At 62.2% G+C, this 21,841-nt stretch carries 18 protein-coding genes; 1 reads left to right on the forward strand and 17 read right to left on the reverse strand.

All coding sequences use genetic code 11. The features are described from left to right. Nucleotides 1-24: 24 nt before the first annotated feature. Entirely contained in the window at nt 25-2,736 is a 2,712-nt protein-coding gene (gene secA, locus Q8L89_05855; protein MDP1708574.1) for a preprotein translocase subunit SecA, read from the reverse strand. A 106-nt stretch (nt 2,737-2,842) separates the two neighbouring features. Here secA and Q8L89_05860 point away from each other — a divergent pair, with 106 nt between their 5' ends. After that, a complete protein-coding gene (locus Q8L89_05860; protein ID MDP1708575.1) occupies nt 2,843-3,154 on the forward strand; it encodes a DUF721 domain-containing protein in 312 nt (103 codons plus the stop codon). A gap of 22 nt (nt 3,155-3,176) precedes the next feature. Here Q8L89_05860 and lpxC read toward each other — a convergent pair whose 3' ends face one another. The 16 genes from lpxC to rsmH form a co-directional block, all read right to left on the reverse strand. Next, nucleotides 3,177-4,091 (reverse strand): UDP-3-O-acyl-N-acetylglucosamine deacetylase, encoded by a 915-nt coding sequence (gene lpxC / locus Q8L89_05865; protein MDP1708576.1) that lies wholly within the window; start codon nt 4,089-4,091, stop codon nt 3,177-3,179. A 192-nt stretch (nt 4,092-4,283) separates the two neighbouring features. Beyond that, nucleotides 4,284-5,429 (reverse strand): cell division protein FtsZ, encoded by a 1,146-nt coding sequence (ftsZ, locus tag Q8L89_05870; protein MDP1708577.1) that lies wholly within the window; start codon nt 5,427-5,429, stop codon nt 4,284-4,286. Between the two features lie 96 nt (nt 5,430-5,525). Then, complete coding sequence (gene ftsA / locus Q8L89_05875) at nt 5,526-6,758, reverse strand: cell division protein FtsA (protein MDP1708578.1); 1,233 nt, start codon at nt 6,756-6,758, stop codon at nt 5,526-5,528. Further along, nucleotides 6,758-7,702, reverse strand: coding sequence for a cell division protein FtsQ/DivIB (locus Q8L89_05880; GenBank protein ID MDP1708579.1), 945 nt, complete (start codon nt 7,700-7,702; stop codon nt 6,758-6,760). The genes ftsA and Q8L89_05880 overlap by 1 nt, the downstream gene beginning before the upstream one ends. Beyond that, entirely contained in the window at nt 7,692-8,654 is a 963-nt protein-coding gene (locus Q8L89_05885; GenBank protein ID MDP1708580.1) for a D-alanine--D-alanine ligase, read from the reverse strand. The genes Q8L89_05880 and Q8L89_05885 overlap by 11 nt, the downstream gene beginning before the upstream one ends. After that, the gene (gene murB, locus Q8L89_05890; protein MDP1708581.1) at nt 8,651-9,559 is read right to left on the reverse strand and encodes a UDP-N-acetylmuramate dehydrogenase; all 909 of its coding nucleotides are present in this window, start codon (nt 9,557-9,559) and stop codon (nt 8,651-8,653) included. Before murB ends, Q8L89_05885 begins: the two co-directional genes overlap by 4 nt. Before the next feature lie 29 nt (nt 9,560-9,588). Further along, the gene (gene murC / locus Q8L89_05895) at nt 9,589-11,061 is read right to left on the reverse strand and encodes a UDP-N-acetylmuramate--L-alanine ligase (GenBank protein ID MDP1708582.1); all 1,473 of its coding nucleotides are present in this window, start codon (nt 11,059-11,061) and stop codon (nt 9,589-9,591) included. Continuing rightward, complete coding sequence (gene murG / locus Q8L89_05900; protein ID MDP1708583.1) at nt 11,054-12,127, reverse strand: undecaprenyldiphospho-muramoylpentapeptide beta-N-acetylglucosaminyltransferase; 1,074 nt, start codon at nt 12,125-12,127, stop codon at nt 11,054-11,056. The genes murC and murG overlap by 8 nt, the downstream gene beginning before the upstream one ends. A 106-nt stretch (nt 12,128-12,233) precedes the next feature. Then, entirely contained in the window at nt 12,234-13,415 is a 1,182-nt protein-coding gene (ftsW, locus tag Q8L89_05905) for a putative lipid II flippase FtsW (GenBank protein ID MDP1708584.1), read from the reverse strand. Next, the gene (murD, locus tag Q8L89_05910) at nt 13,412-14,812 is read right to left on the reverse strand and encodes a UDP-N-acetylmuramoyl-L-alanine--D-glutamate ligase (GenBank protein ID MDP1708585.1); all 1,401 of its coding nucleotides are present in this window, start codon (nt 14,810-14,812) and stop codon (nt 13,412-13,414) included. Before murD ends, ftsW begins: the two co-directional genes overlap by 4 nt. 13 nt (nt 14,813-14,825) lie before the next feature. Next, nucleotides 14,826-15,908 (reverse strand): phospho-N-acetylmuramoyl-pentapeptide-transferase, encoded by a 1,083-nt coding sequence (gene mraY / locus Q8L89_05915; GenBank protein MDP1708586.1) that lies wholly within the window; start codon nt 15,906-15,908, stop codon nt 14,826-14,828. Between the two features lie 2 nt (nt 15,909-15,910). Continuing rightward, a complete protein-coding gene (gene murF, locus Q8L89_05920) occupies nt 15,911-17,269 on the reverse strand; it encodes a UDP-N-acetylmuramoyl-tripeptide--D-alanyl-D-alanine ligase (protein ID MDP1708587.1) in 1,359 nt (452 codons plus the stop codon). Beyond that, nucleotides 17,266-18,819 (reverse strand): UDP-N-acetylmuramoyl-L-alanyl-D-glutamate--2,6-diaminopimelate ligase, encoded by a 1,554-nt coding sequence (locus tag Q8L89_05925; protein MDP1708588.1) that lies wholly within the window; start codon nt 18,817-18,819, stop codon nt 17,266-17,268. Before Q8L89_05925 ends, murF begins: the two co-directional genes overlap by 4 nt. Then, nucleotides 18,816-20,585, reverse strand: a complete 1,770-nt coding sequence (locus Q8L89_05930) for a penicillin-binding transpeptidase domain-containing protein (GenBank protein ID MDP1708589.1) — start codon at nt 20,583-20,585, stop codon at nt 18,816-18,818. The genes Q8L89_05925 and Q8L89_05930 overlap by 4 nt, the downstream gene beginning before the upstream one ends. Further along, nucleotides 20,582-20,860, reverse strand: a complete 279-nt coding sequence (gene ftsL, locus Q8L89_05935) for a cell division protein FtsL (GenBank protein ID MDP1708590.1) — start codon at nt 20,858-20,860, stop codon at nt 20,582-20,584. The genes Q8L89_05930 and ftsL overlap by 4 nt, the downstream gene beginning before the upstream one ends. Then, nucleotides 20,857-21,786 carry a 16S rRNA (cytosine(1402)-N(4))-methyltransferase RsmH gene (rsmH, locus tag Q8L89_05940; GenBank protein MDP1708591.1) on the reverse strand — a complete coding sequence of 310 codons (930 nt, stop codon included), beginning with the start codon at nt 21,784-21,786 and terminating at the stop codon, nt 20,857-20,859. The genes ftsL and rsmH overlap by 4 nt, the downstream gene beginning before the upstream one ends. Nucleotides 21,787-21,841: the final 55 nt, after the last annotated feature.

Raw genomic sequence — 21,841 nt, forward strand, 5'->3', positions numbered from 1 at the left:
ATCGTGCCCTGGCTGGGGACTTGATCAGTCCAGCGTGCCGTGACACTGCTTGTACTTTTTTCCCGAACCACAGGGACAGGGCTCGTTGCGCCCTACCTTGCGCTCCCTGCGCACGAAGGGGGAGGCAGGTTCGGCAGTTGCGGTGTCTGGTGTTGCTTCGGAAGCTGTCGTGAGTGCGCTGGCAGCGGCGTGCTGGAACTGCATGTTGGTGGCACTACGCCGCCGCTGCTCAATCTGGTGTACGTCCTCTTCGGCGCGCACTTGCGCGGTACAGATCAGGCGTGTGACGTCATGCTTGATACGCTCCAGCATATCCGCAAACAGCTCGAAAGATTCACGCTTGAACTCCTGTTTGGGATTCTTTTGTGCGTATCCGCGCAGGTGTATGCCCTGACGCAGGTAATCCATGGCTGCAAGATGATCCTTCCAGAGGGCATCCAGCACCTGCAGCATGACGGCTTTTTCAAGATGGCGCATGACGTTACTGCCGATGGATTCTTCACGCGTCTTCATCGTCTGTTCAATTTCGTCGTGGATGCGGCTGCGCAGGGTTTCCTCATGTAGCGTAGCGTCACCCTCCAGCCATGCGGCGATGGGCAGGGTCATGCCGAGTTCGGACTGTAAGGCAGTCTCCAGCCCGGGAATATCCCATTGCTCTTCCAGGCTTGCGCGCGGCATGTGGGCATTGATGATCTCGTCAACCACATTGCTGCGGATGATGGTAACCGTCTCGGAGATGTCATCGCTGCCCATCAACTCATTGCGCTGCTCGTAGATTACCTTGCGCTGGTCGTTGGCCACGTCATCGTATTCCAGCAACTGCTTGCGGATATCAAAGTTGCGGCCCTCCACCTTGCGCTGCGCATTCTCGATCGCCTTGGTTACCCACGGGTGTTCGATTGCCTCGCCTTCGTTCATGCCGAGTTTCTGCATCAGCCCGGCCACCCGCTCGGAGGCGAAGATACGCATCAGGTTGTCTTCGAGCGAGAGGTAAAAACGGCTGGAGCCCTGGTCGCCCTGGCGCCCTGAGCGCCCGCGTAACTGGTTGTCGATGCGACGCGACTCGTGACGCTCGGTGCCGATGATGTGCAGGCCGCCGCTGGCAAGGACTTCGTCATGCCGCGTCTGCCACATCTCGCGCAGGCGGGTTGTGGTCGCCTGGTCCGGGTTGTCGAGCGCGGCCAGCTCGGCTTCGAGGCTGCCACCCAGTACGATGTCGGTGCCGCGCCCGGCCATGTTGGTGGCGATGGTCACCGTGCCGGGTCGTCCAGCCTGCGCCACGATTTCCGCTTCGCGCTCATGAAACTTGGCGTTCAATACCTGATGCGTGATGCCCTCCTTGTCCAGCAGACGCGAGAGGTGCTCGGAGGTTTCGATTGAGGCGGTACCCACCAGTACCGGCTGGCGGCGGACTTGGCAGGCCTTGATATCCTCGATGATGGCGTTGAATTTTTCGCCTGCGGTAAGGTATACCAGGTCGCCATAGTCCTTGCGCACCATCGGCTTGTGGGTCGGGATCACGACCACCTCAAGGCCGTAAATCTGCTGGAATTCGTAGGCCTCGGTATCCGCCGTGCCGGTCATGCCCGAGAGCTTGTGGTAGAGGCGGAAATAATTCTGGAAGGTGATCGAGGCGAGCGTCTGGTTTTCGCTCTGGATGCGCACGCCTTCCTTGGCCTCAACGGCCTGGTGCAGCCCCTCCGACCAGCGCCGACCCGGCATGGTGCGCCCGGTGAACTCATCGACGATGACGACCTGGTTGTCCTTGACGATATAGTCCACGTTGCGCTGGAATAGTGCGTGCGCGCGCAGTGCGGCATGCAGATGATGCATGAGCATGATGTTGGCGCTGTCATACAGGCTTTCACCTTCCTGCAGGATACCGGCCTCCGCCAGCAGTTCCTCGACGTGCTGGTGCCCATGCTCCGACAACAGCACGTTGCGGTCTTTTTCTTCCACCAGGTAATCACCGGGTGAGTCTGCGTCTGCCTGACGTGTGAGGCGGGGAATGAGCGCATTGATTTTCAGGTACAGATCGGAACTGTTTTCAGTCGCACCTGAAATGATCAGCGGCGTACGTGCCTCGTCAATCAGGATGGAGTCGACCTCATCGACGATGGCATAATACTGGCCGCGTTGCATGCGTTCGCTGCTGGCAAACGCCATGTTGTCGCGCAGATAATCGAAACCGAATTCATTGTTGGTGCCATAGGTGATGTCGGCGGCATAGGCGACACGTTTCTCCTCACCGCTCATGCCTGCTACCACGATGCCGGTGGTGAGGCCGAGAAACGCGTACAGCTTTCCCATCCAGCGCGCATCACGTCGCGCCAGGTAATCATTGACCGTGATGACATGCACGCCTTTCCCGGGCAGGGCGTTGAGGTAGGCGGCGAGGGTGGCAACCAGCGTCTTGCCCTCACCGGTGCGCATCTCGGCGATTTTGCCGTCGTTCAGTACCATGCCGCCGATCAGCTGCGCATCAAAATGGCGCATGTTGAGCGCCCGCTTGCCGGCCTCACGTACGGTAGCGAAGGCCTCAGGCAGCAGGGCTTCCAGGGCTTCGCCCTGCGCCAGGCGGGCGCGGAACTCGTCAGTCTTGGCTGCCAGCGTCGCATCGGACAGGCTGGCAAGCCCTGGCTCCAGGGCGTTGATCTGCGCCACCATCTTGAGTGTGCGCTTCAAAAGCCGCTCATTGCGGCTACCGAAAATTTTGTTTAACAGTTTGCTGGCCATGGTTCGATGATAATCCCGGGTGCGGGCGCCTCGGGTGAGGCGCAATCAAGGCTGCTCGACGGGTTTTTGGTGGGGTAGTATAGTACTACGTTGAGAGTCTGGACGTATGACATTACCGCGCCATATAAATGATTTGTTGGAGACGGCCTCCGTCGCCCGTCTGGTGCGACACACGCAGCACGTGCGGCGTGCGACCGGGATATTGCATGGGTGTGTGGGCGAGCAGATGGCCGGACATTGTTTGGTGGCGAATGTGCGCGCCGATGTGCTTATAATTCATACGGATACGCCTGCCTGGGCGGCCAAACTCCGCTTCCAGGTGGCAGCCTTGCTTAAGCAGTTCAGACAGGAGACGGATTTCGCAGGGCTGCGCACTATCCACATCAAATCTTTTCCCGCCAGCCATCCCGGCAGCTGAGCGGTGCAAGGGTATCCAGGCGTCAGTGGCTGGCGGTGACGGGTTGCATGAAGGAAATAGGCGCGTGGCGCTCGTCATCGAAGGTGACCAGTTCCCACGCGTTTTCGTCGGCGATGAGGGTGCGCAACAGGTGGTTGTTCAGCGCATGGCCTGACTTGTGGCCACTGAAGGCACCGATGAGGCTGCGCCCAAGCAGGTACAGGTCGCCGATGGCATCCAGAATCTTGTGTTTGACGAATTCATCGTCGTAGCGCAGGCCGTCTTCGTTGAGGATGCGGTAATCATCCATCACGATGGCGTTATCCAGGCTGCCACCCAGGGCCAGACCGCGTTCGCGCAGCAGCTCCACTTCGCGCATGAAGCCAAAGGTGCGTGCGCGGCTTACTTCCTTCACGAACGAAGTGGTGGAGAAGTCGATGGACGCCTCACGGTGGCTGTCCTTGAACAGGGGGTGGTTGAAGTCGATGCTGAAGGCGACCTTGAAGCCATTGAAGGGCTCAAAACGGGCCCACTTGTCGCCATCTTCTACCTTCACGGTGTGCTTGATGCGGATGAAGTGCTTGGGTGCGTTTTGCTCTTCGATACCGGCCGACTGGATCAGGAATACAAACGGACCGGCACTGCCGTCCATGATGGGTACTTCGGCGGCGCTGAGATCAATATAGGCGTTGTCCACGCCCAGACCCGCGAGTGCCGACAGCAGATGTTCAACCGTGGAGATGCGCACATCGCCGCTTACCAGTGTCGTAGAGAGTTGGGTGTCCCCCACATTTTCCGGGCGGGCCTGGATCTCGACCGGCACCGGCAGGTCAACGCGACGGAACACGATGCCGGTGTTGATGGCAGCGGGTCGCAGCGTAAGGTAGATCTTCTCCCCGGTGTGCAGGCCAACCCCAGTGGCCCTGATAACATTGCGCAACGTGCGTTGTTTTATCATTCTTCCCCGTTCCCTGTGCAAAGGGTGGTTATAATTCAGACAGATAGCAATGTTATCACAGGAAAATGGCCTTTGCCTAGCCTGTCCTGGCCGTCATTCCAGTATAAGTGACTGATTCCCCTTGGCTCATTAGCCGGTCTGGATGTGCGGCGGCAGGGTCAGTTTGGGCCTGTGGCCAGAACCGCTGCCATCTCAGTCTGCCTGCCGGCGCAGAAAGGCCGGGATGTCGAGGTAGTCGAGATTGCCGTCGGTGTTGCCAGAGAAGCGTTCGCCGCCTGCCACCTGATTGCGGATTATCGTGGGGCGCTCCAGTTGGCCGTAATCCACGACCGGACTGGTGCTCTTTTGTACCAGGCGTACAGGTCGCTCTTCGCTCCGGGCGCTCTGGCCCAGACCAGTGGCCACAACGGTGACGCGCATTTCCTCGTTCATTTCAGGATCGAGCACGGTGCCTACCACCACGGTGGCGTTATCGGAGGCCAGTTCCTTCACGGCGTTGCCGACCTCCTCGAATTCCCCGATCGACATATTGAGGCCGGCGGTCACATTCACCAGGATGCCGCGTGCGCCTGCCAGGCTGATGTTTTCCAGCAGCGGGCTGGCAACGGCTAACTCGGCCGCCTTGCGTGAGCGGTTTTCGCCGGAGGCCACGCCGGAGCCCATCATTGCCATGCCCATTTCCGACATGACGGTACGCACATCGGCAAAATCCACGTTGATGAGACCTGGGCGGGTAATGAGGTCGGCGATACCCTGTACCGCACCGAGCAGCACGTCGTTGGCCGACTTGAAGGCATTCAGCAGGCTGATGTCCTTGCCCAGCACGATGAGCAGTTTTTCATTGGGGATGGTGATGAGCGAGTCGACATACTGGCTCAACTCCTTGATGCCACTTTCTGCGATCAGCATGCGTTTGCTGCCTTCAAACGGAAACGGCTTGGTGACTACGGCCACGGTGAGGATGCCCAGTTCCTTGGCGATCTGTGCTACTACCGGTGCTGCGCCGGTGCCGGTGCCGCCGCCCATGCCTGCGGTGATAAAGACCATGTCCGCGCCCTCAAGCACCTCGATGATGCGCTCGCGGTCATCCATGGCGGCCTGACGTCCGATGTCGGGGTTGGCGCCGGCGCCAAGTCCCTTGGTAATGGCGCCACCCAGCTGCAGCACGGTACGGGCCGAGGTGTTTTTGAGCGCCTGGGCATCGGTGTTGGCACAGACGAAATCGACGCCTTCTATGTTGGCCTGCACCATGTGCTCGACCGCATTGCCGCCGCCGCCGCCTACCCCGATGACCTTGATAACTGCATTTTGCGTATAGGTATCGATTAGTTCAAACATGGTATTCCTCCTTTAATTGAAGTAGCGAGTAGCGGGGTGTCAGTGGCGAGTAACTAATTTCTAGCTGCTCGCTACTAGCCACTCGCCACTGTATTTTTAAAAATTGCCCTGAAACCAACTTCTCATGCGCCCCCACACGCCCCGGTCAGACTTGAGCCGCCGCTCCGGCCCGGGGCCGCTGCGATGGCGCAGGCCGAACAAGAGCAGGCCGACGCCGGTGGAGTAGATCGGGTTGCGTACCACGTCCACCAGCCCGCCGATATACTGTGGCAAGCCAATCCGCACAGGCATGTGGAAGATTTCCTCGGCCAGCTCGACCGTGCCTTCCATTTTGGAGCTGCCGCCAGTGAGTACGATGCCGGCGGCGATCAGGTCTTCGAAGCCGCTGCGCCGGAGTTCGGTCTGCACCAGCGTGAACAGCTCCTCGAGCCGGGGCTCGACGACTTCCGCAAGGGTCTGACGGGCCAGCCGCCGCGCCGGGCGGTCGCCGACACTCGGCACCTCGATGGTCTCGTCGGCCTGTGCCAGCTGGGTCAGTGCGCAGGCGTACTTGATCTTGATTTCCTCCGCATGCAGTGTGGGCGTACGCAGGGCCACCGCAATATCGTTGGTGACCTGGTCGCCGGCGATGGGGATGACGGCAGTGTGGCGGATCGCGCCGCCGGTGAACACGGCGATGTCGGTGGTGCCGCCGCCGATATCTACCAGGCAGACGCCAAGCTCTTTTTCGTCATCGGTGAGTACTGCGGCACTGGAGGCGAGCTGCTCAAGAATGATGTCGTCCACTTCCAGCCCGCAACGGCGCACGCATTTGATGATGTTCTGGGCCGCGCTCACTGCCCCGGTGACCAGATGCACCTTGGCCTCCATGCGCACGCCCGACATGCCGATGGGTTCGCGAATGCCTTCCTGGTTGTCGATGATGAATTCCTGCGGCAGGATGTGCAGGATGCGTTGATCGGCAGGAATTGCAACCGCGCGCGCAGCGTCAATCACGCGCTCGACATCACTTTGGTGTACTTCTTTTTCGCTGATGGCTACGATGCCATGCGAGTTGAGGCTGCGGATGTGCGAACCGGCGATGCCGGCATAGACCGAGTGAATCTGGCAGCCGGCCATGAGCTCGGCTTCTTCCGCCGCGCGCTGTATGGACTGCACGGTGGATTCGATGTTGACCACCACGCCTTTTTTCAGTCCGCGCGAGGGGTGTGAGCCGATGCCGATGATTTCAATGCTGCCGTCTGTGGTAATTTCGCCCACGATCGCAACCACTTTGGAGGTGCCGATATCGAGGCCCACGATCAGGTTTTTTTCAGATTTCCTGGACATCAACTATTTCTCCCCGTTGCTGCTGTATTGTCGCCGGATTCCTGTTGCAGCCAGCGTACGGCCAAGCCATTGCTGTAACGTAAATCGATGACGGCAGGTTGTGTCCCCGCAGCTTGCAAGACTGGCCAGGCGTACACAAAACGCATGAGGCGCGCGTAGCTGTCAGAGCGGCCCAGCGCAAGTTCAATGCCATTGTCGAGAGTCAGATGAAACGCCCGTCGGGCGTCCTGGGTGAGATGCGTTATTCGCAGCCCCAGCGGCAGCAGTGTCTGGTTCATGGCCTGGTAATGTCCGAGCAGGGCGCCGTGCGTGTCATGCGGCCCACGGATGGTGGGGAGGCGATCCGGATACGAGGCGAGTTCTGGCGTAAACAGCCTGCCACTGGTGCTGAGCAGGCCAGTGGCTGCTTCAGCGCCGGTTTCGATCCAGGTGGCGGCGGCGACATGTTCGGTGATGCTCACGCGCAGGGTGTCAGGCCACACGCGCTGTACGTTGACGCTGCTGACCCAGGGCAATGCCAGCGCGGTGTGGCGGATGCCATCGACATCCACGAGGAGGAAATTGCCGCTGGTCACGGTGGCGAGCTTCTGCTGTAGTTCCACGGCAGTTACATGGGTAAATCGGCCCTCGATGCGTACCGATATAATCGGCAAGGTGGCAGGGTCGAGCAGCTTTATGCCGAGCACGGCTGCCGCTGCGGCGAACAGCACGCCCAGCATGACCAGCAGCAGCATGCGCAGACGCGGGCGTTGTTGCGCTACTGGCTGTGGTGTACGGCGCTGTGGTGCGGTGTCGGTGCGCACGGTGGTATGGAGTACGGGCTCTTTCCGTTGCATATACAACCGGGCGCGCTCAGCCGTATCGCGCGCGAGCGCGGTCGGCATGATGGGCGCATGCTCGATCGTGTGGCGCAACGGGCGGATCGTGCCGGCGTTATGCAACACGGCCAGCCTCCGTTCGGGATGCGGTCAGACTGGTTTCCAGGATGCGCCACACCAAGGTATCGAAATCCATGCCTGCGGCGCGCGCGGCCATAGGCACCAGGCTGTGACTGGTCATGCCGGGCACGGTGTTGGCCTCCAGCAGCCATGGTTGCCCCTCGGCATCGACCATGAAGTCAACCCGCCCCCAGCCGCTGCAACCGAGCGCTTCGAAGGCGCACACGGCCATTTGTTGCAATTCCCGTTCGTGTTGCTGGTCGAGTCCGCAGGGGCAGAGGTAGCGTGTGTCATGAGCGACATATTTGGCCTGGTAATCGTAGAATCCCGAAGCCGCTTCGATGCGAATGAGTGGCAGCGCCTCACTGCCCAGCAGGGAGGCGGTGTATTCGGCACCCTGGATATAGCGTTCGGCTACCACATCGGTATCGTAGGTCAGGGCTGCTTGCCATGCCGGGCGTAATGCGTCCGGCGTCGTCACCTGTGTGATACCCAGGGTGGAGCCCTCGCGGGCCGGCTTCACGATCAAAGGCAGCCCTATTTCCTGTAGTGAGCGTGACACGTCATCGGGACGGTTGAGTACCGCGAATTCCGGCGTCGGCAGTCCCAGCGCCTGCCACACCTGCTTGGTGCGTACCTTGTCCATGCCCAGCGCCGAGCCGAGCACGCCGCTGCCGGTGTAGGGCAGATCGAGCATTTCGAGCGCGCCTTGCAGCACGCCGTCTTCACCGCCACGGCCATGCAATACGATGAAAACGCGGTCGAAGCCCCCTTGCTGCAGTGTGCGCAACAATTCAGTGCCGAAGACGTCCAGTGCGTGCGCATCCACGCCTTTGCGTCGTAGCGCTTCAAACACGGCCTTGCCACTTTCAAGTGATACCTCACGCTCGGCCGATGTCCCGCCGTATACGACGGCGACCTTGCCGAAGTCGCGGGCGTTAGTGGTGCGCGAATTCATGCGTCTGCTCCCGCCGCATACTCACCCACAATGCGCACTTCCGGCACCAGTTGTACGTCACACTGTTGCTGTACGCTGTAGGCAATTTTCCGGATCAGCGCCTCAATGTCTGCCGCCGTGGCAGTGCCGGTGTTGATGATGAAGTTGGCGTGCTTGTTCGACACGCAGGCACCGCCAATGCACAGACCTTTGAGTCCGCAGAGCTCGATCAGGCGCGCGGCGTGATCCCCCGGCGGGTTGCGGAACACCGAGCCGGCATTGGGCTGATTGACTGGCTGGGTCTGGTTGCGCTTCTCAAGCAATTCCTTGATACGTGCGCTGATGGCAGCGTTATTGCCGGGCGCCAGGCGGAAGTGCGCGGCACTGAACCACTCCTCGCCGGGGTGGCGCGGGCGCACGCTGCGATAGCCGATGTGAAAATCCTCCGGGGTGCGCAGATGGTGTTCGCCGTGGCGGTCGAGGGTTTCGACAGCACACAGCCACAGCCAGGTTTCGCTGCCATGGGCGCCGGCATTCATGGCCAGTGCGCCACCCACGGTGCCGGGGATGCCGGCCAGGAATTCGATACCGGCAAGCCCTGCGCGCGCAGCAAAGCGCGCCACCTTGGCGCAGGCCACGCCCGCCTCGGCGCGCACCGTGCGCGCGTCGATCTGGGTAAGCTCGTTGAGTGCACCGCTGACGCTAATCACGCTGCCGGTAAAGCCGCCATCGCGTACCAGCAGATTGCTGCCAAGGCCGAGCCACAGCAGGGGCTCGGCCGCAGGTAATTGACGCAGAAACTGCCCCAGGTCGTTGAGGTCGGCGGGTTGAAAAAAGTGCTGCGCAGGACCACCCACACGCCAGGACGTGTGACGCGCCATGGGCTCGTCGTGGCGTAGTGTCCCGCGCAGCTTAAACGTCGCCATTGGGGAGTTGTGATGATGGAGCTCTACGTTCATGGGCGTCCATTCCCGTGCTGCGTGCTACGATGATTCTGTTTCAACGGCGTGACCGGTTGCGATACTGCTGCAAGCTGCTGTGGCAGGGTCGCCGCAACGGTACCGATATCGCCCGCGCCCAGCGTGAGCAGTACATCGCCATCGGCGAGCAGGGCAGCGAGTGTCCCGGCTAGTTCGGCGGCGTGTTCGACGAACACCGGTTCGATCTTGCCGCGCACGCGAATGGCGCGCGCCAGTGCACGGCCGTCGGCGCCGGTAATCGTTGTTTCGCCTGCGGCATACACCTCGGTCAGCACCAGTGCGTCGACCTCGGACAGTACGCGCGCGAAGTCGTCAAACAGGTCGCGGGTACGGCTGTAGCGATGCGGCTGGAAGGCAACCAGCAGGCGCCGCTGTGGCCAGCCGTCACGGATGGCCTGTACCGTGGCGGCGATTTCGCGCGGGTGATGGCCGTAGTCGTCGATGATCAGCACCTTGCCCTTGGGCGTGACGATCTCGCCCTGCACCTGCATGCGTCGTGCGATGCCCTGGAAGCCTTCAAGCGCGTGCTGGATGGCGGCATCGGGGACGCCGACTTCGTGCGCTACAGCCATGGCGGCGAGCGCATTCAGTACATTGTGGCGGCCCGGCAGGTTGAGTGTGACCGGTAACCACGCCTTGCCGCCGCGCCTGACCTTGAAGTGGGTGCGCGCCTGCTCCTGATGGATATCTTGCGCGCAAACATCGGCGTCGGAGGTAAATCCATAGGTAAGCATGGGGCGCGTCACCTGCGGCAGAATTTCCTGTACCACCGGGTCGTCCACACACAGCACGGCCAGCCCGTAAAATGGCAAGTGATGCAGAAATTCGATGAAGGTCTGGCGCAGGCGCGTGAAGTCGCCGCCGTAGGTGTCCATGTGGTCGGCATCAATGTTGGTGACCACGGAGATCATGGGTTGCAGATATAAAAACGAGGCATCGCTTTCGTCTGCTTCAGCGACCAGATATTGGCCCGCACCCAGACGGGCATGCACGCCGGCGCTGTTCAGGCGGCCACCGATCACGAAGGTGGGGTCGAGCCCGCCTTCAGCGAGCAGGCTCGCGACCAGGCTGGTGGTGGTGGTCTTGCCGTGCGTGCCCGCAACCGCAATGCCGTGGCGAAAACGCATGAGTTCGGCCAGCATTTCGGCGCGCGGTACCACCGGGATGCGGCGTGCACGTGCCGCCACGACTTCAGGGTTGTCGTTCTTGACGGCGGTCGAAGTGACGGCAACATCGGCGTCCTGAACATGACGCGCCGCATGGCCGATCGCTATCTGCGCGCCGAGCTCGGCAAGGCGGCGGGTCATGGCGTTCGGGTGTAGATCGGAGCCGGAGACCTGGTAGCCCAGGTTGAGCAGGACTTCGGCAATGCCGCCCATGCCGGCCCCGCCGATGCCGATAAAATGGATGCGGCGCATACGACCCATGCCCAGGCGCGTGTCAGACATGCGCCACCTCCCGACACACGTCGGTAACACGGGTGGCGGCATCGGGCCGGGCCAGCCGGTGTGCTGCCGCAGCCATGGCGCGTACTCGTTCTGGTGTGCGCTGGAGATCGGCGAGCAGCGTTGCAAGCGCATGCGGTGTCAATTGCGATTGTGGTACCAGCAGCGCAGCATTCGCATCCGTGAGGTAACGCGCGTTGTGGGTCTGGTGATCATCTACTGCGAACGGGTACGGCACCAGAATGGAGGCAACGCCGGCGCAGGCCAGCTCGGCAATAGTCAATGCGCCGGCGCGACACAGCACCAGATCGGCCCAACTGTAGGCCGCTGCCATGTCATCAATAAAGGGCTCAAGCCGTGCAGTCACGTGGGCGGCACGGTATTCCTGCTGGGCTGTTGCAAGGTGCTCGGCTCCCGTCTGGTGCCACACCTCGGGTCGTTGCGCGGTGGCCAGTGTGGCCAAGGCGCGCGGCATCACTTCGTTCAGGGCGCGTGCGCCACGGCTGCCGCCCAGCACCAGCAGGCGCAGCGGCCCGGGGCGACCCGGGCGGGTGAGGCTGGCCAGTGTGGCAATCGCCACCCGTACCGGATTGCCGGTGTGCTGCGGATGATATTTTGTGTGCAGGCTGCCGGGGAAGGCCTCCAGCACACGGCTGGCAATGGGAGCCAGCAGACGGTTGGTGAGGCCTGCAATGCTGTTCTGTTCGTGTATCACCAGGGGCTTGTCGAGCAACCAGGCCACCAGGCCGCCCGGTCCGGTCACGAAGCCGCCCATGCCGAGTACCAGTGTGGGCTTGAGCCGTGTGATGAGCATCAAGGCCTGCAGGAATGCCAGCCCGAGTTTATAGGGCGCCAGTACCCAGCTTAAAATGCCTTTGCCGCGCAGCCCGCTGACCGCGATGAATGAAATCGGAAATCCGGCGCGCGGCACGATGTCCGCCTCCAGCCCCGCGCGCGTGCCGAGCCACAATACTTCACAGCCTTGTGTCTTTAATTCTTCTGCCACTGCCAAGGCCGGAAAAATGTGGCCACCGGTGCCACCTGCCATGATGAGCACCCTCATAGCCAGGCACCCGGATATGCAACCATCCCTGGTGCAGTCGCCCGGCCATGCCATTCATGGCATGGCGCTGGTTGCGCCGCAACTCGCCCGCCGGTGCCGCCCGCCATGATGATTACACGTGCTGCCATGCGGGCCTCCCCATGGCATGTGTGCCTGCTGCGGGTGAGCGCTGTGGCATGCGCAACTCGTGGTGTACGCGCAGCAGCAGGGCGACAGCGACACAGCTGGCCACCATACTGCTGCCGCCATAGCTCATGAACGGCAGCGTGAGGCCCTTGGTCGGCAACAGCCCCATATTCACGCCCAGATTGATGGTGGCGGCGAGCGCTATCCAGAGGCCGATGCCCCAGGCCAGATAGGCCGCAAAATAGTTGCTTCTGATCAACGCCAGTTGTGCGAGGGCGAAGGCGCGCCACACGACGACAGCGAACAGTGCAATGACCGTCAGCACGCCGACCAGTCCCAGCTCTTCGGCCAGCACGGCAAACAGGAAATCGGTGTGCGCCTCCGGCAGATAAAACAGTTTCTGCACACTGGCGCCCAGCCCGACGCCAAGCCAGTCGCCGCGTCCGAAGGCGATCAGTGCCTGCGTCAACTGGAAGCCGCTGTCGAAGGGGTCGGCCCAGGGATTGAGAAAAGTGGTGAGCCGTTGCAGGCGGTAGGGCGCGGCAAAGGCGAGGGCGCCGAAGGCGAGCACGGCGAGGCTGAGCAGTGTGCCAAACTGCCACAGGCGTGCGCCGGCAAGAAACAGCATGCCGAGGGCGGTGGCGAGTATGACCAGGGCCGCACCGAAATCGGGTTCAGCCAGCAATAGCGCGGCCATTACGACAAACAGCATCATCGGCCTGAAAAATCCCTGCAACGAGTTGCGCACCTCCGCGCCATGGCGCACCAGATAACCCGCGAGGTAGATCACCACCAGCAGCTTGGCGAACTCTGAAGGCTGCAGCTTTACCGGGCCGAGCGGGAGCCAGCGCATGCTGCCGTTCACCGCGTGCCCGACGCCGGGTACCAGCACCAGTATCAGCAACAGCAGGCCGAACAGCAGCAGCGGCGCGCCGTACTTTTCCCAGTAGACCAGGCGAATGCGCCATACTGCCAGCGCGCACAGCAGACCGACGCCGAGGTACGCGGCCTGACGCAACAAAAAATAAAATGGCTGGCCAGTGGCGCGTTCGGCGCTGGTGATGGAGCTGGAGGCCACCATGACCAGGCCGAGGGCAAGCAGCGCGAGCGTAGCGCCGAGTAGCCAGGCATCGACGTTGCGCAAGGTGGCGGGCGAAGCCTGGCTCATGATGAGGACTCCCCCAGGCAGGCGTGCACAGCGGCGGTAAATACACGGCCGCGTTCTTCGTAGCCGCTGTACATGTCAAAGCTGGCGCAGGCCGGCGACAGCAGCACGGTATCACCTGTACGCGCGAGATGTTGTGCCTTGCGTACGGCGTCTTTCATGTCGTGCGCCTGCACCAGTGCTGTGGTGTTTGCGAGTGCCGTGGTGATGGCAGGTGCATCGCGGCCGAGCAACACCACTGCCCGTGCATAGCGGCTGACGGCATCGCGCAGAATGGAAAAGTCGGCGTTTTTACCGTCTCCGCCGGCGATCAGCACAATCTTGCCTGTGCCCGGCGTCCTGCCTCCCGCAACACTCAGCCCTCCCTGGCTGGCGCCGAGGCCGGACAATGCGGCCAGTGTGGCGCCCACGTTGGTGCCCTTGGAGTCGTTGTACCAGGCAATGCCATCGCACTCGGCTACCCACTGCGAGCGGTGGGGCAGGCCAGCGAACTCTTGCAAAGCATCGAGCATCGCGCGCAGGGGCAGGCCTATGGTGCTGCCCAGTGCCAGCGCGGCAAGTGCATTGGCAATGTTGTGGTCGCCCTTGATGCGTAACGCGCTTGCGGGCAGCAGGTTTTTGTCGCCGGCTGCCAGCCAGCGTTCGCCCTGCGCAGTACGCACGCCGAAATCGCCTGCCTGCGGCTCTGCCAGCGTGAAACCAACACAGTTGCGGCCTGGCTCCGCCATGGCCGCTACCCACGCATCGTCACGATTGACGACCATGACGCCACTGCCGTGATAGATGCGCTGCTTGGCCGCTGCATAGCTTGCGAGATCGGGATAACGATCCATGTGATCAGGGGTGAGGTTGAGCACGGTGGCGGTAGCGGCACTGAGTGAGCGCGTGGTCTCCAGCTGAAAGCTGGACAACTCCAGCACATAGAGTTCAGGCGGAGTGTCGTCGAGCAGGTCGAGCGCTGGCGTGCCGAGATTGCCGCCTACGCGCACGTTGCGCCCGGCGCGCTGGGCCATGTTGCCGAGCAGTGTGGTGACAGTACTCTTGCCGTTGGAGCCGGTGATGGCCACCGTCGGTGCATGCGCATTCAGCGCAAACAGCTCGATATCGCCGATAATCTCGATGCCATGAGACTGTGCGGCAGCGAGCGCGGGTTCGCGCAGACTTACGCCGGGGCTTGCGATGATCTGGCGTGCGTGCAAACAGGCGTCTGCGTCCAGACCGTTCAGGCGCAGTGGTGCATCGGGAAATTCCTTGCGCAAGGTGGCGAGGCCGGGTGGTTCGGCGCGGCTGTCGGTTACGGCAAACGACATGCCGCGCCGGTGCAGGAAACGTGCGACCGAAAGCCCGGTCTTGCCAAGGCCGACGATCAGGGTCTCTGGCAGTGCTGTGTTGGTTGTCATGACAGCCGCCATTTCAACGCAGCTTCAGTGTCGCGAGGCCGATCAGCACCAGCACCACGGTGATGATCCAGAAGCGCACGATTACGCGCGGCTCGGGCCAGCCCTTGAGTTCGAAATGGTGGTGCAGCGGCGCCATGCGGAAGATGCGTTTGCCGGTGAGCTTGAACGACGCGACCTGCAGAATCACCGACACGGTTTCGATCACGAATACGCCGCCCATGATGAACAGCACGATTTCCTGGCGCACTACCACCGCGATCACGCCCAGTGCCGCGCCGAGGCCGAGTGCGCCGATGTCACCCATGAATACCTGCGCCGGGTAAGTGTTAAACCACAGGAAGCCGAGTCCTGCGCCGGCCAGTGCGCCACAGAAAATCACCAGCTCACCTGCGCCCGGAATGTGGGGAATGCCGAGGTAGTGGGCGAAGTTCACATGACCGCTGGCATAGGCAAAGATGCCGAGCGCTGCACCGACCATTACCGTGGGCATAATGGCGAGCCCGTCCAGGCCGTCGGTGAGATTGACCGCGTTGCTCGTGCCCACGATGACGAAGTAGGCCAGTGCGATAAACAGCACGCCAAGCTCCAGCGTGGCGTGTTTGAAAAACGGGACGATGAGCTGGGTCTCGGCGGGAATCTGCGCGCTGAAAAAAAGTATCATCGCCGCACCCAAGCCCACGACGGATTGCCAGAAATATTTGCTGCGCGCAGACAGACCCTTGGAGCTGCCCTGGGTCAGCTTGGCATAGTCATCGATGCCGCCGATCACACCGAATAGCAGCGTAACCAGCAGCACCAGCCAGACGTGACGATTGCCGAGGTCGGCCCACAGCAGCGTTGCTACTGTAATGGAGACCAGTATCAGCGCACCGCCCATGGTTGGCGTACCCGCCTTGCTCAGATGACTTTGCGGTCCGTCGTCACGCACCTGCTGGCCGATCTGGCGGAAACTCAGCAGGCGGATCATGCGCGGACCCAGCAGGAGTGAAATCAGCAGCGCGGTCAGTACGCCGAGAATGGCGCGTAGCGTGAGATACTGAAACACGCCAAAGACGCTGTAGAATTGTTCCAGATGTTTAAACAGGTACAGCAGCATGATCAGTGCTCCGTTGCCGTGAGTGCCGCGACCACGCGCTCCATCTCCGCGCTGTGTGAGCCCTTTACCAGCAGCGTGATGTCATCCGCATGGTTGCCTGCAATCGCCAGGCGAATCGCGTCGACCAGTTCGGCCTGGGTGGCAAAGTGGTGCGCGCCATGGCCAAAACTCTTGCTGGCTTCGCGGCTCAGTTCACCCACACAATAGAGGCGATTGATGCCCGCTGCATGTGCCGCGCGGCCGACCGCGTGGTGCGCTTGCGCTGCATCAGGTCCCAACTCCGCCATATCACCCAGCACCAGCCACTTGGCGCCTGGCTGCGCAGCCAGCACCGTGATACCTGCATTCAGTGAGGCCGGGTTGGCGTTGTAGCTGTCATCAATGATGCGCACGCCATTGTAGCCAGTGCGCAGCTGCAGCCGCCCCGCCACGGCCCGCATGCCTTCCAGTCCGTGCTGAATATCGGTGAGCGGGGCCTCGACGGCCAGCGCCGCCGCCGTGGCTGCAAGCGCATTCATGACGTTGTGCTTGCCGGGCAGTTTGAGGCGTAGCGCCAGTTGTCCGGCGGGCGTCACCAGCTGGATCAGGCTGCCGTCGGCATGCGCCTCCCATTGCGCACTCACATCGGCGGGTTGTGACAGCCCGAAGCTCAGACAGCGACGACTGCCTGCGAGCCCGCGCCACAGGGGTGCATACACGTCATCGGCATTGATCACGGCGATGCCATCGTCATCCAGCCCGGCATAGATCTCGCCCTTGCCGTGCGCCACGCCGTCCAGGCTGCCAAAGCCTTCCAGATGGGCCGGGCCGGCATTGGTGATGAGTGCGACCGTAGGACGCACCAGCTGGGTGAGATAGCCTATTTCACCCAGGTGATTGGCGCCCATCTCGATCACGGCATAACGATGCTTGCCATCGAGCTGGAACAGGGTCAGCGGTACGCCGATGTCGTTGTTGAAGTTGCCCTGGGTAACGAGCATGGGGCCGCTCTGGGCCAGAATTGCGGCGATCATTTCCTTTACGGTGGTTTTGCCATTACTGCCGGTGACGCCAATCACCGGCAGTGAAAACTGCGCCCGCCAGCCAGCGGCGAGTTGGCCCAGCCCTTGGTGGGTGTGCGCTACCGCGAGCTGGGGCAGTGGGGCCTCTACCCGCTGGTTTACCAAGGCCGCCACCGCACCCTTGGCGAACGCTTCGGAAATAAAGTGGTGACCATCGAAATTTGGGCCGACAAGCGCAACGAATAAATTGCCGTGTTGCAGGCTGCGGGTATCCGTGCTCACGCCGCGAAACGTCACATCGGCGCCGATGTGTTCGGCGGCGAGCAGGTGGGCGGCGGCGGAGAGTTGCATCTGGATCATTCCTCCATCTCATGCAGCAGGCGCTGCACCTGCTCACGGTCGCTGAGCGGCAGTTTTTCATTGCCGATCTGCTGGTAGTCCTCGTGGCCCTTGCCGGCTATCAGCACGGTGTCCGTGGGCAAGGCGTGGTGCAGCACGAAGGCAATGGCCTCGGCGCGCCCGCGATGGATATAAACAGCGTCCGGGTTGGCCATGCCGCCCAGGATGTCGGTGATGATGCTCACCGGGTCTTCGTGGCGCGGATTGTCATCCGTGAGTACGATGAAGTTGGCATGCGCCTCCGCTGCCTGGCCCATGAGCGGACGCTTGCCACGGTCACGGTCGCCGCCGGCACCAAAGACGCACCACAGCTTGCCGCCGGGCGGAGTATGTTCACGCAGTGTCTGCAGGGCCTGGGCCAGGGCATCCGGGGTGTGGGCGTAGTCCACCACCACCAGCGGACGCCGCCGTCCGCCGCCGAAGCGCTCCATGCGGCCGGCTATGGGCTGTACGCCCTCCAGTCGATCCAGCGCATGCTTCAACGACTTGCCTTGCAGCAGCAGTACGCTGAGTGCCGCGAGCAGGTTGGAGGCGTTGAAGCGGCCGAGCAGCGGGCTGTGCAACATGCCATCACCTGCGGGCGTATGCACCTTCATACGCAGCCCGTCAGGGCCGAGCTTGAGCTGACTGCCGCGCACGCCGCTGGCAGCTGCCGCGCCCAGCCCGTAGTGGAGGGTTTTGATGTGATCGGGCAGCGTGTTGATGATCTCGCGCCCATAGGCGTCATCGGTGTTGATCACTGCGCGCCGCAGTCCGGGCATCAGGAACAGGCGGCGTTTGGCCTGACCGTATTCTTCCATGCTGGCGTGATAATCGAGATGATCGCGAGTGAGGTTGGTGAATACTGCGGTATCGAAACTGACACCGTTGGCGCGGCCCTGGGTAAGCCCGTGGGATGAAACCTCCATCACCACATGATGGGCCTGCGCGGCCCGGAACTGTGCCAGCAGTGCGTGCAGCTTGAGGGCATCGGGCGTGGTGTTGTGCGCGCTCTGCAATTGACCGTAGAGCCCGTAGCCCAGCGTGCCGATGACCCCGCAGGCGGTTTTGTTGTCCTCTGACAGCGCCTGCGCAAGTATATGGCTGACTGAAGTCTTGCCGTTGGTGCCGGTGATGCCGATGATGCTGAGGTGTTGGCACGGGTAATCATAAAAGCGTTCGGCAATCACCCCTGCACGCTGGCTCAACTGCTCAACGCTGATCATGGGCGTACGTTTTTTGTGTTCATTGCAGCCAGTTTGCAGTTCATGTGGCGCGTGCTCTGTGGACCATTCCCAGGCCACGGCAGCGGCGCCTGCCTGTATGGCTTGTTCGATGTGGCGGTGGCCATCGGTCTGCGTGCCGCGACAGGCGAGAAACAGGTCACCGGCGCGGGTGGTGCGGCTGTCCAGCGAGAGACCGTAGATCAAGCGCTCACAGGCGGGCGCGATTTCAGTGAAGCCCGCCAGCAGGGCTGACAGTCGGTGTGCCGCGGGTGCATGGTAACTGCTGGAACGTGAGGCAGCTGTCATTCGGCATCTCCTGTATAAGTGTCTGGGGACAGGGTGTTGATGCTTGTCTGGTGCAAATCAGTGCGGGGCAGGTTGTGTGCGAGCTGCTGTGTCTGAACGACAGGGGCATCCGGTGCGATATTGAGCAGACGCAGGGCGCCTGCCATGACACGCGAAAACACCGGGGCTGCGACATGGCCGCCATAATACTGTTCGCCCCCAGGCTCATTGATGACCACGACGGTGACCAGGCGTGGGTGATGTGCGGGAGCGAAACCGGCAAACAATGCAACATAGCGACTCTTGTCATAACCGTGCGCGCCGACCTTGTGTACCGTGCCGGTTTTTCCTCCCACACGATAACCTGTGACACGGGCCTGGGTGCCGGTGCCGCCTTCATGGGTGACGCTCTCCAGCATGGAGCGCAGTGCCGCCGCCGTATCCGATTGCATGACGGTATTGGCATTCGACGGCTTCTTTACGGGCAGAAACGATGCCGGATGCAGTTGCCCGCCGTTGGCAATCGTTGCATAGGCGCTGGCGAGTTGCAGCGCGGTTGTCGAAACGCCATATCCAAAGGCAAGTGTGGCACGCTCCACCTCGCGCCAGCGTGTGTAAGGCGGCAGCACGCCGTCCGCTTCACCCGGAAAACTGCTGCCAGTGGCGGCACCAAAACCCACGCCTGAAAACATGCGCCACAACTGTTCGCGAGAGATGGCGAGCGCCATCTTGGAGGCGCCGACGTTGCTTGATTTCTGGATTACGGTGGCAACATCAATGCGCCCGTAGTCATGGATATCCCGCACGCTCTTGTTGCCCACGCGCAGCAGGCCGGGCGCGGTATCGATCAGTGTGCCGGGTTGGTACAGTCCGGACTCCAGGGCGGCGGCGGCGGTGAAGGGCTTGATCGTGGAGCCGGGTTCAAACAGGTCGGTGACTGCGCGGTTGCGCTTGTCACTGCGCGCGCCATTGGAGCGGTTCGGGTTGTAGGCAGGGAAATTGACCATGGCCAGCACTTCACCTGTACCGGCCTCCATGACCACCAGTGAGCCTGAGCGGGCCTTGTGTTGCAGCAGCGCCGCCTTGAGTTCGCGGTAGGCCAGGTACTGGATACGGCGATCGAGGCTGAGACGTAACTCCCTGCCGGGGCGCGGGATGCTCAGACTCTCTACATCTTCCACGATACGGCCGAGCCTGTCCTTGATCACGCGTTTTGCCCCGGGTACGCCGCGCAGCCAGTCGTCGTAGGCGAGTTCGATGGCCTCCTGCCCGATATCGTCCACGTTGGTGATGCCGACCACATGCGCCATGATCTCGCCGTCCGGATAGTAGCGCCGATACTCACGCATGAGCGCCACCCCAGGCACATTGAGGGCCATCACGCGGGCCGCGAGGTCGGGGTCGATGCGGCGCTTGATATAGACAAACTCGCGTTCCAGCCGCGCGGCCAGATAGGCTGCGAGGCCATCACTGTCGAGATCGAGCAGGGCGGCGAGGGCTGGCCAGTCGGCTTGGGCGGTGGCGAGTTCGCGCGGGTTGGCCCACACTGACTCCACCGGCGTGCTCACTGCCAGAGGTTCGCCATTGCGGTCGGTGATGATGCCGCGATGTGCGGGCAGCGCGACCACGCGCAGGTAGCGTGCCTCGCCCTGGTCACGCAGAAATTCCTTGTGCACCACATGCAGATCAACCGCACGCCAGACCAGCGTCAGGCCGGCCAGTGCGAGCAGCGTAAACACCACGATGCGGCGTGCGGGATGGAGGGTAAAGGGCGCGCTGGTGGTCACGGTTGCTTGATGATCCGGGTGGCGTCAGGCCCGGGCACCGACATTTCCAGTTGCTCGCGTGCAATCGGGTCAATGCGGCTGTGCGTGGCCCAGGTGCTTTGCTCGAGCTGCAGTTGTCCCCATTCCACATCCATGTCATCGCGCACCTGTTGCAGGGCCTGCAACTCGATGAACAGCTTGCGGCCTTCGTGGCGGGCGTAGACCACGGCGAGCGCGCTGGCCAGCGCTGCCAGCGCCAGCAGGGCGGCGAATAGCATGTCGCCATGCAGTCTCATGGTTGCCGCTCCGCAACCCGCAGCACGGCACTGCGCGCGCGCGGGTTGGCGGCGATCTCGGCTGCGCCCGGGCGGATGGCCTTACCGACGGCACGCCAGCGCGGATGCAGATCGGCATGGATGACGGGAAGTTCGGGCGGTAGTTCGACGCCACGCGCCTCGCGCCGGATGAAGCGTTTTACCAAGCGGTCTTCCAGGGAGTGAAAGCTGATGACGGCAAGCCGCCCACCGGGCGCTACCACATCGGCACACTGGTTTAGACAAGCAGCCAGATCGTCGAGTTCATGATTGATGAAAATACGGATGGCCTGAAAGCTGCGCGTGGCGGGATTTTTGTCGCGCTCCCAGCGCGGGTTGGCGGCGGCCACGGTCTCGGCCAGCTGGCGCGTGGTGGTGATGGGGGTATGGACGCGTTGGGTCACGATGGCGCGGGCAATGCGGCGCGCATAGCGTTCTTCGCCGTACTCAAACAGGACGCGGACGATCTCGTCTTCACTGGCCCGCGCCAGCCAGTCGGCGGCGCTGATGCCGCTGTCCGGATCCATGCGCATATCGAGCGGGCCGTCGGAGGAAAAACTGAAGCCGCGCGCAGGGTCGTCAAGTTGGGGCGAAGACATCCCGAGGTCGAGCAGTACACCATCGACCTTGCCCAGCCACCCCCGGCTTTCAATATGCTGCTTGAGCACCGAAAACGACCCCCGTTCAATCATGAAGCGCTTATCCGCCGCCAGCCCCTCCAACCCCGCCTGCACCGCCTGCGGGTCCTTGTCGAGCGCCAGCAGGCGCCCCTCCTTGCCCAACTTTTCCAGCACCGCTGCCGCATGGCCGCCACGACCGAAGGTACCGTCCACATACCGGCCTTCCGGTTTGATCGCGAGGCCCGTGAGCGCCTCTTCCAGCAACACCGCACGGTGCTGATTACTCATCGTTATCTAAACCAGGATTTAGGGGCCAGGGGCTACGGAAAATCCCTCGTCTCTA

Source organism: Gammaproteobacteria bacterium (assembly GCA_030680605.1).
GTDB lineage: Bacteria > Pseudomonadota > Gammaproteobacteria > SURF-13 > SURF-13 > JAQBXX01.

Coding starts and splice junctions, on each gene's coding strand:
- secA (MDP1708574.1), bottom strand. CDS start 2,736: ATGGCCAGCAAACTGTTAAACAAAATTTTCGGTAGCCGCAATGAGCGG.
- Q8L89_05860 (MDP1708575.1), top strand. CDS start 2,843: ATGACATTACCGCGCCATATAAATGATTTGTTGGAGACGGCCTCCGTC.
- lpxC (MDP1708576.1), bottom strand. CDS start 4,091: ATGATAAAACAACGCACGTTGCGCAATGTTATCAGGGCCACTGGGGTT.
- ftsZ (MDP1708577.1), bottom strand. CDS start 5,429: ATGTTTGAACTAATCGATACCTATACGCAAAATGCAGTTATCAAGGTC.
- ftsA (MDP1708578.1), bottom strand. CDS start 6,758: ATGTCCAGGAAATCTGAAAAAAACCTGATCGTGGGCCTCGATATCGGC.
- Q8L89_05885 (MDP1708580.1), bottom strand. CDS start 8,654: ATGAATTCGCGCACCACTAACGCCCGCGACTTCGGCAAGGTCGCCGTC.
- murB (MDP1708581.1), bottom strand. CDS start 9,559: ATGGCGACGTTTAAGCTGCGCGGGACACTACGCCACGACGAGCCCATG.
- murC (MDP1708582.1), bottom strand. CDS start 11,061: ATGTCTGACACGCGCCTGGGCATGGGTCGTATGCGCCGCATCCATTTT.
- ftsW (MDP1708584.1), bottom strand. CDS start 13,415: ATGAGCCAGGCTTCGCCCGCCACCTTGCGCAACGTCGATGCCTGGCTA.
- murD (MDP1708585.1), bottom strand. CDS start 14,812: ATGACAACCAACACAGCACTGCCAGAGACCCTGATCGTCGGCCTTGGC.
- mraY (MDP1708586.1), bottom strand. CDS start 15,908: ATGCTGCTGTACCTGTTTAAACATCTGGAACAATTCTACAGCGTCTTT.
- murF (MDP1708587.1), bottom strand. CDS start 17,269: ATGATCCAGATGCAACTCTCCGCCGCCGCCCACCTGCTCGCCGCCGAA.
- Q8L89_05925 (MDP1708588.1), bottom strand. CDS start 18,819: ATGACAGCTGCCTCACGTTCCAGCAGTTACCATGCACCCGCGGCACAC.
- ftsL (MDP1708590.1), bottom strand. CDS start 20,860: ATGAGACTGCATGGCGACATGCTATTCGCCGCCCTGCTGGCGCTGGCA.
- rsmH (MDP1708591.1), bottom strand. CDS start 21,786: ATGAGTAATCAGCACCGTGCGGTGTTGCTGGAAGAGGCGCTCACGGGC.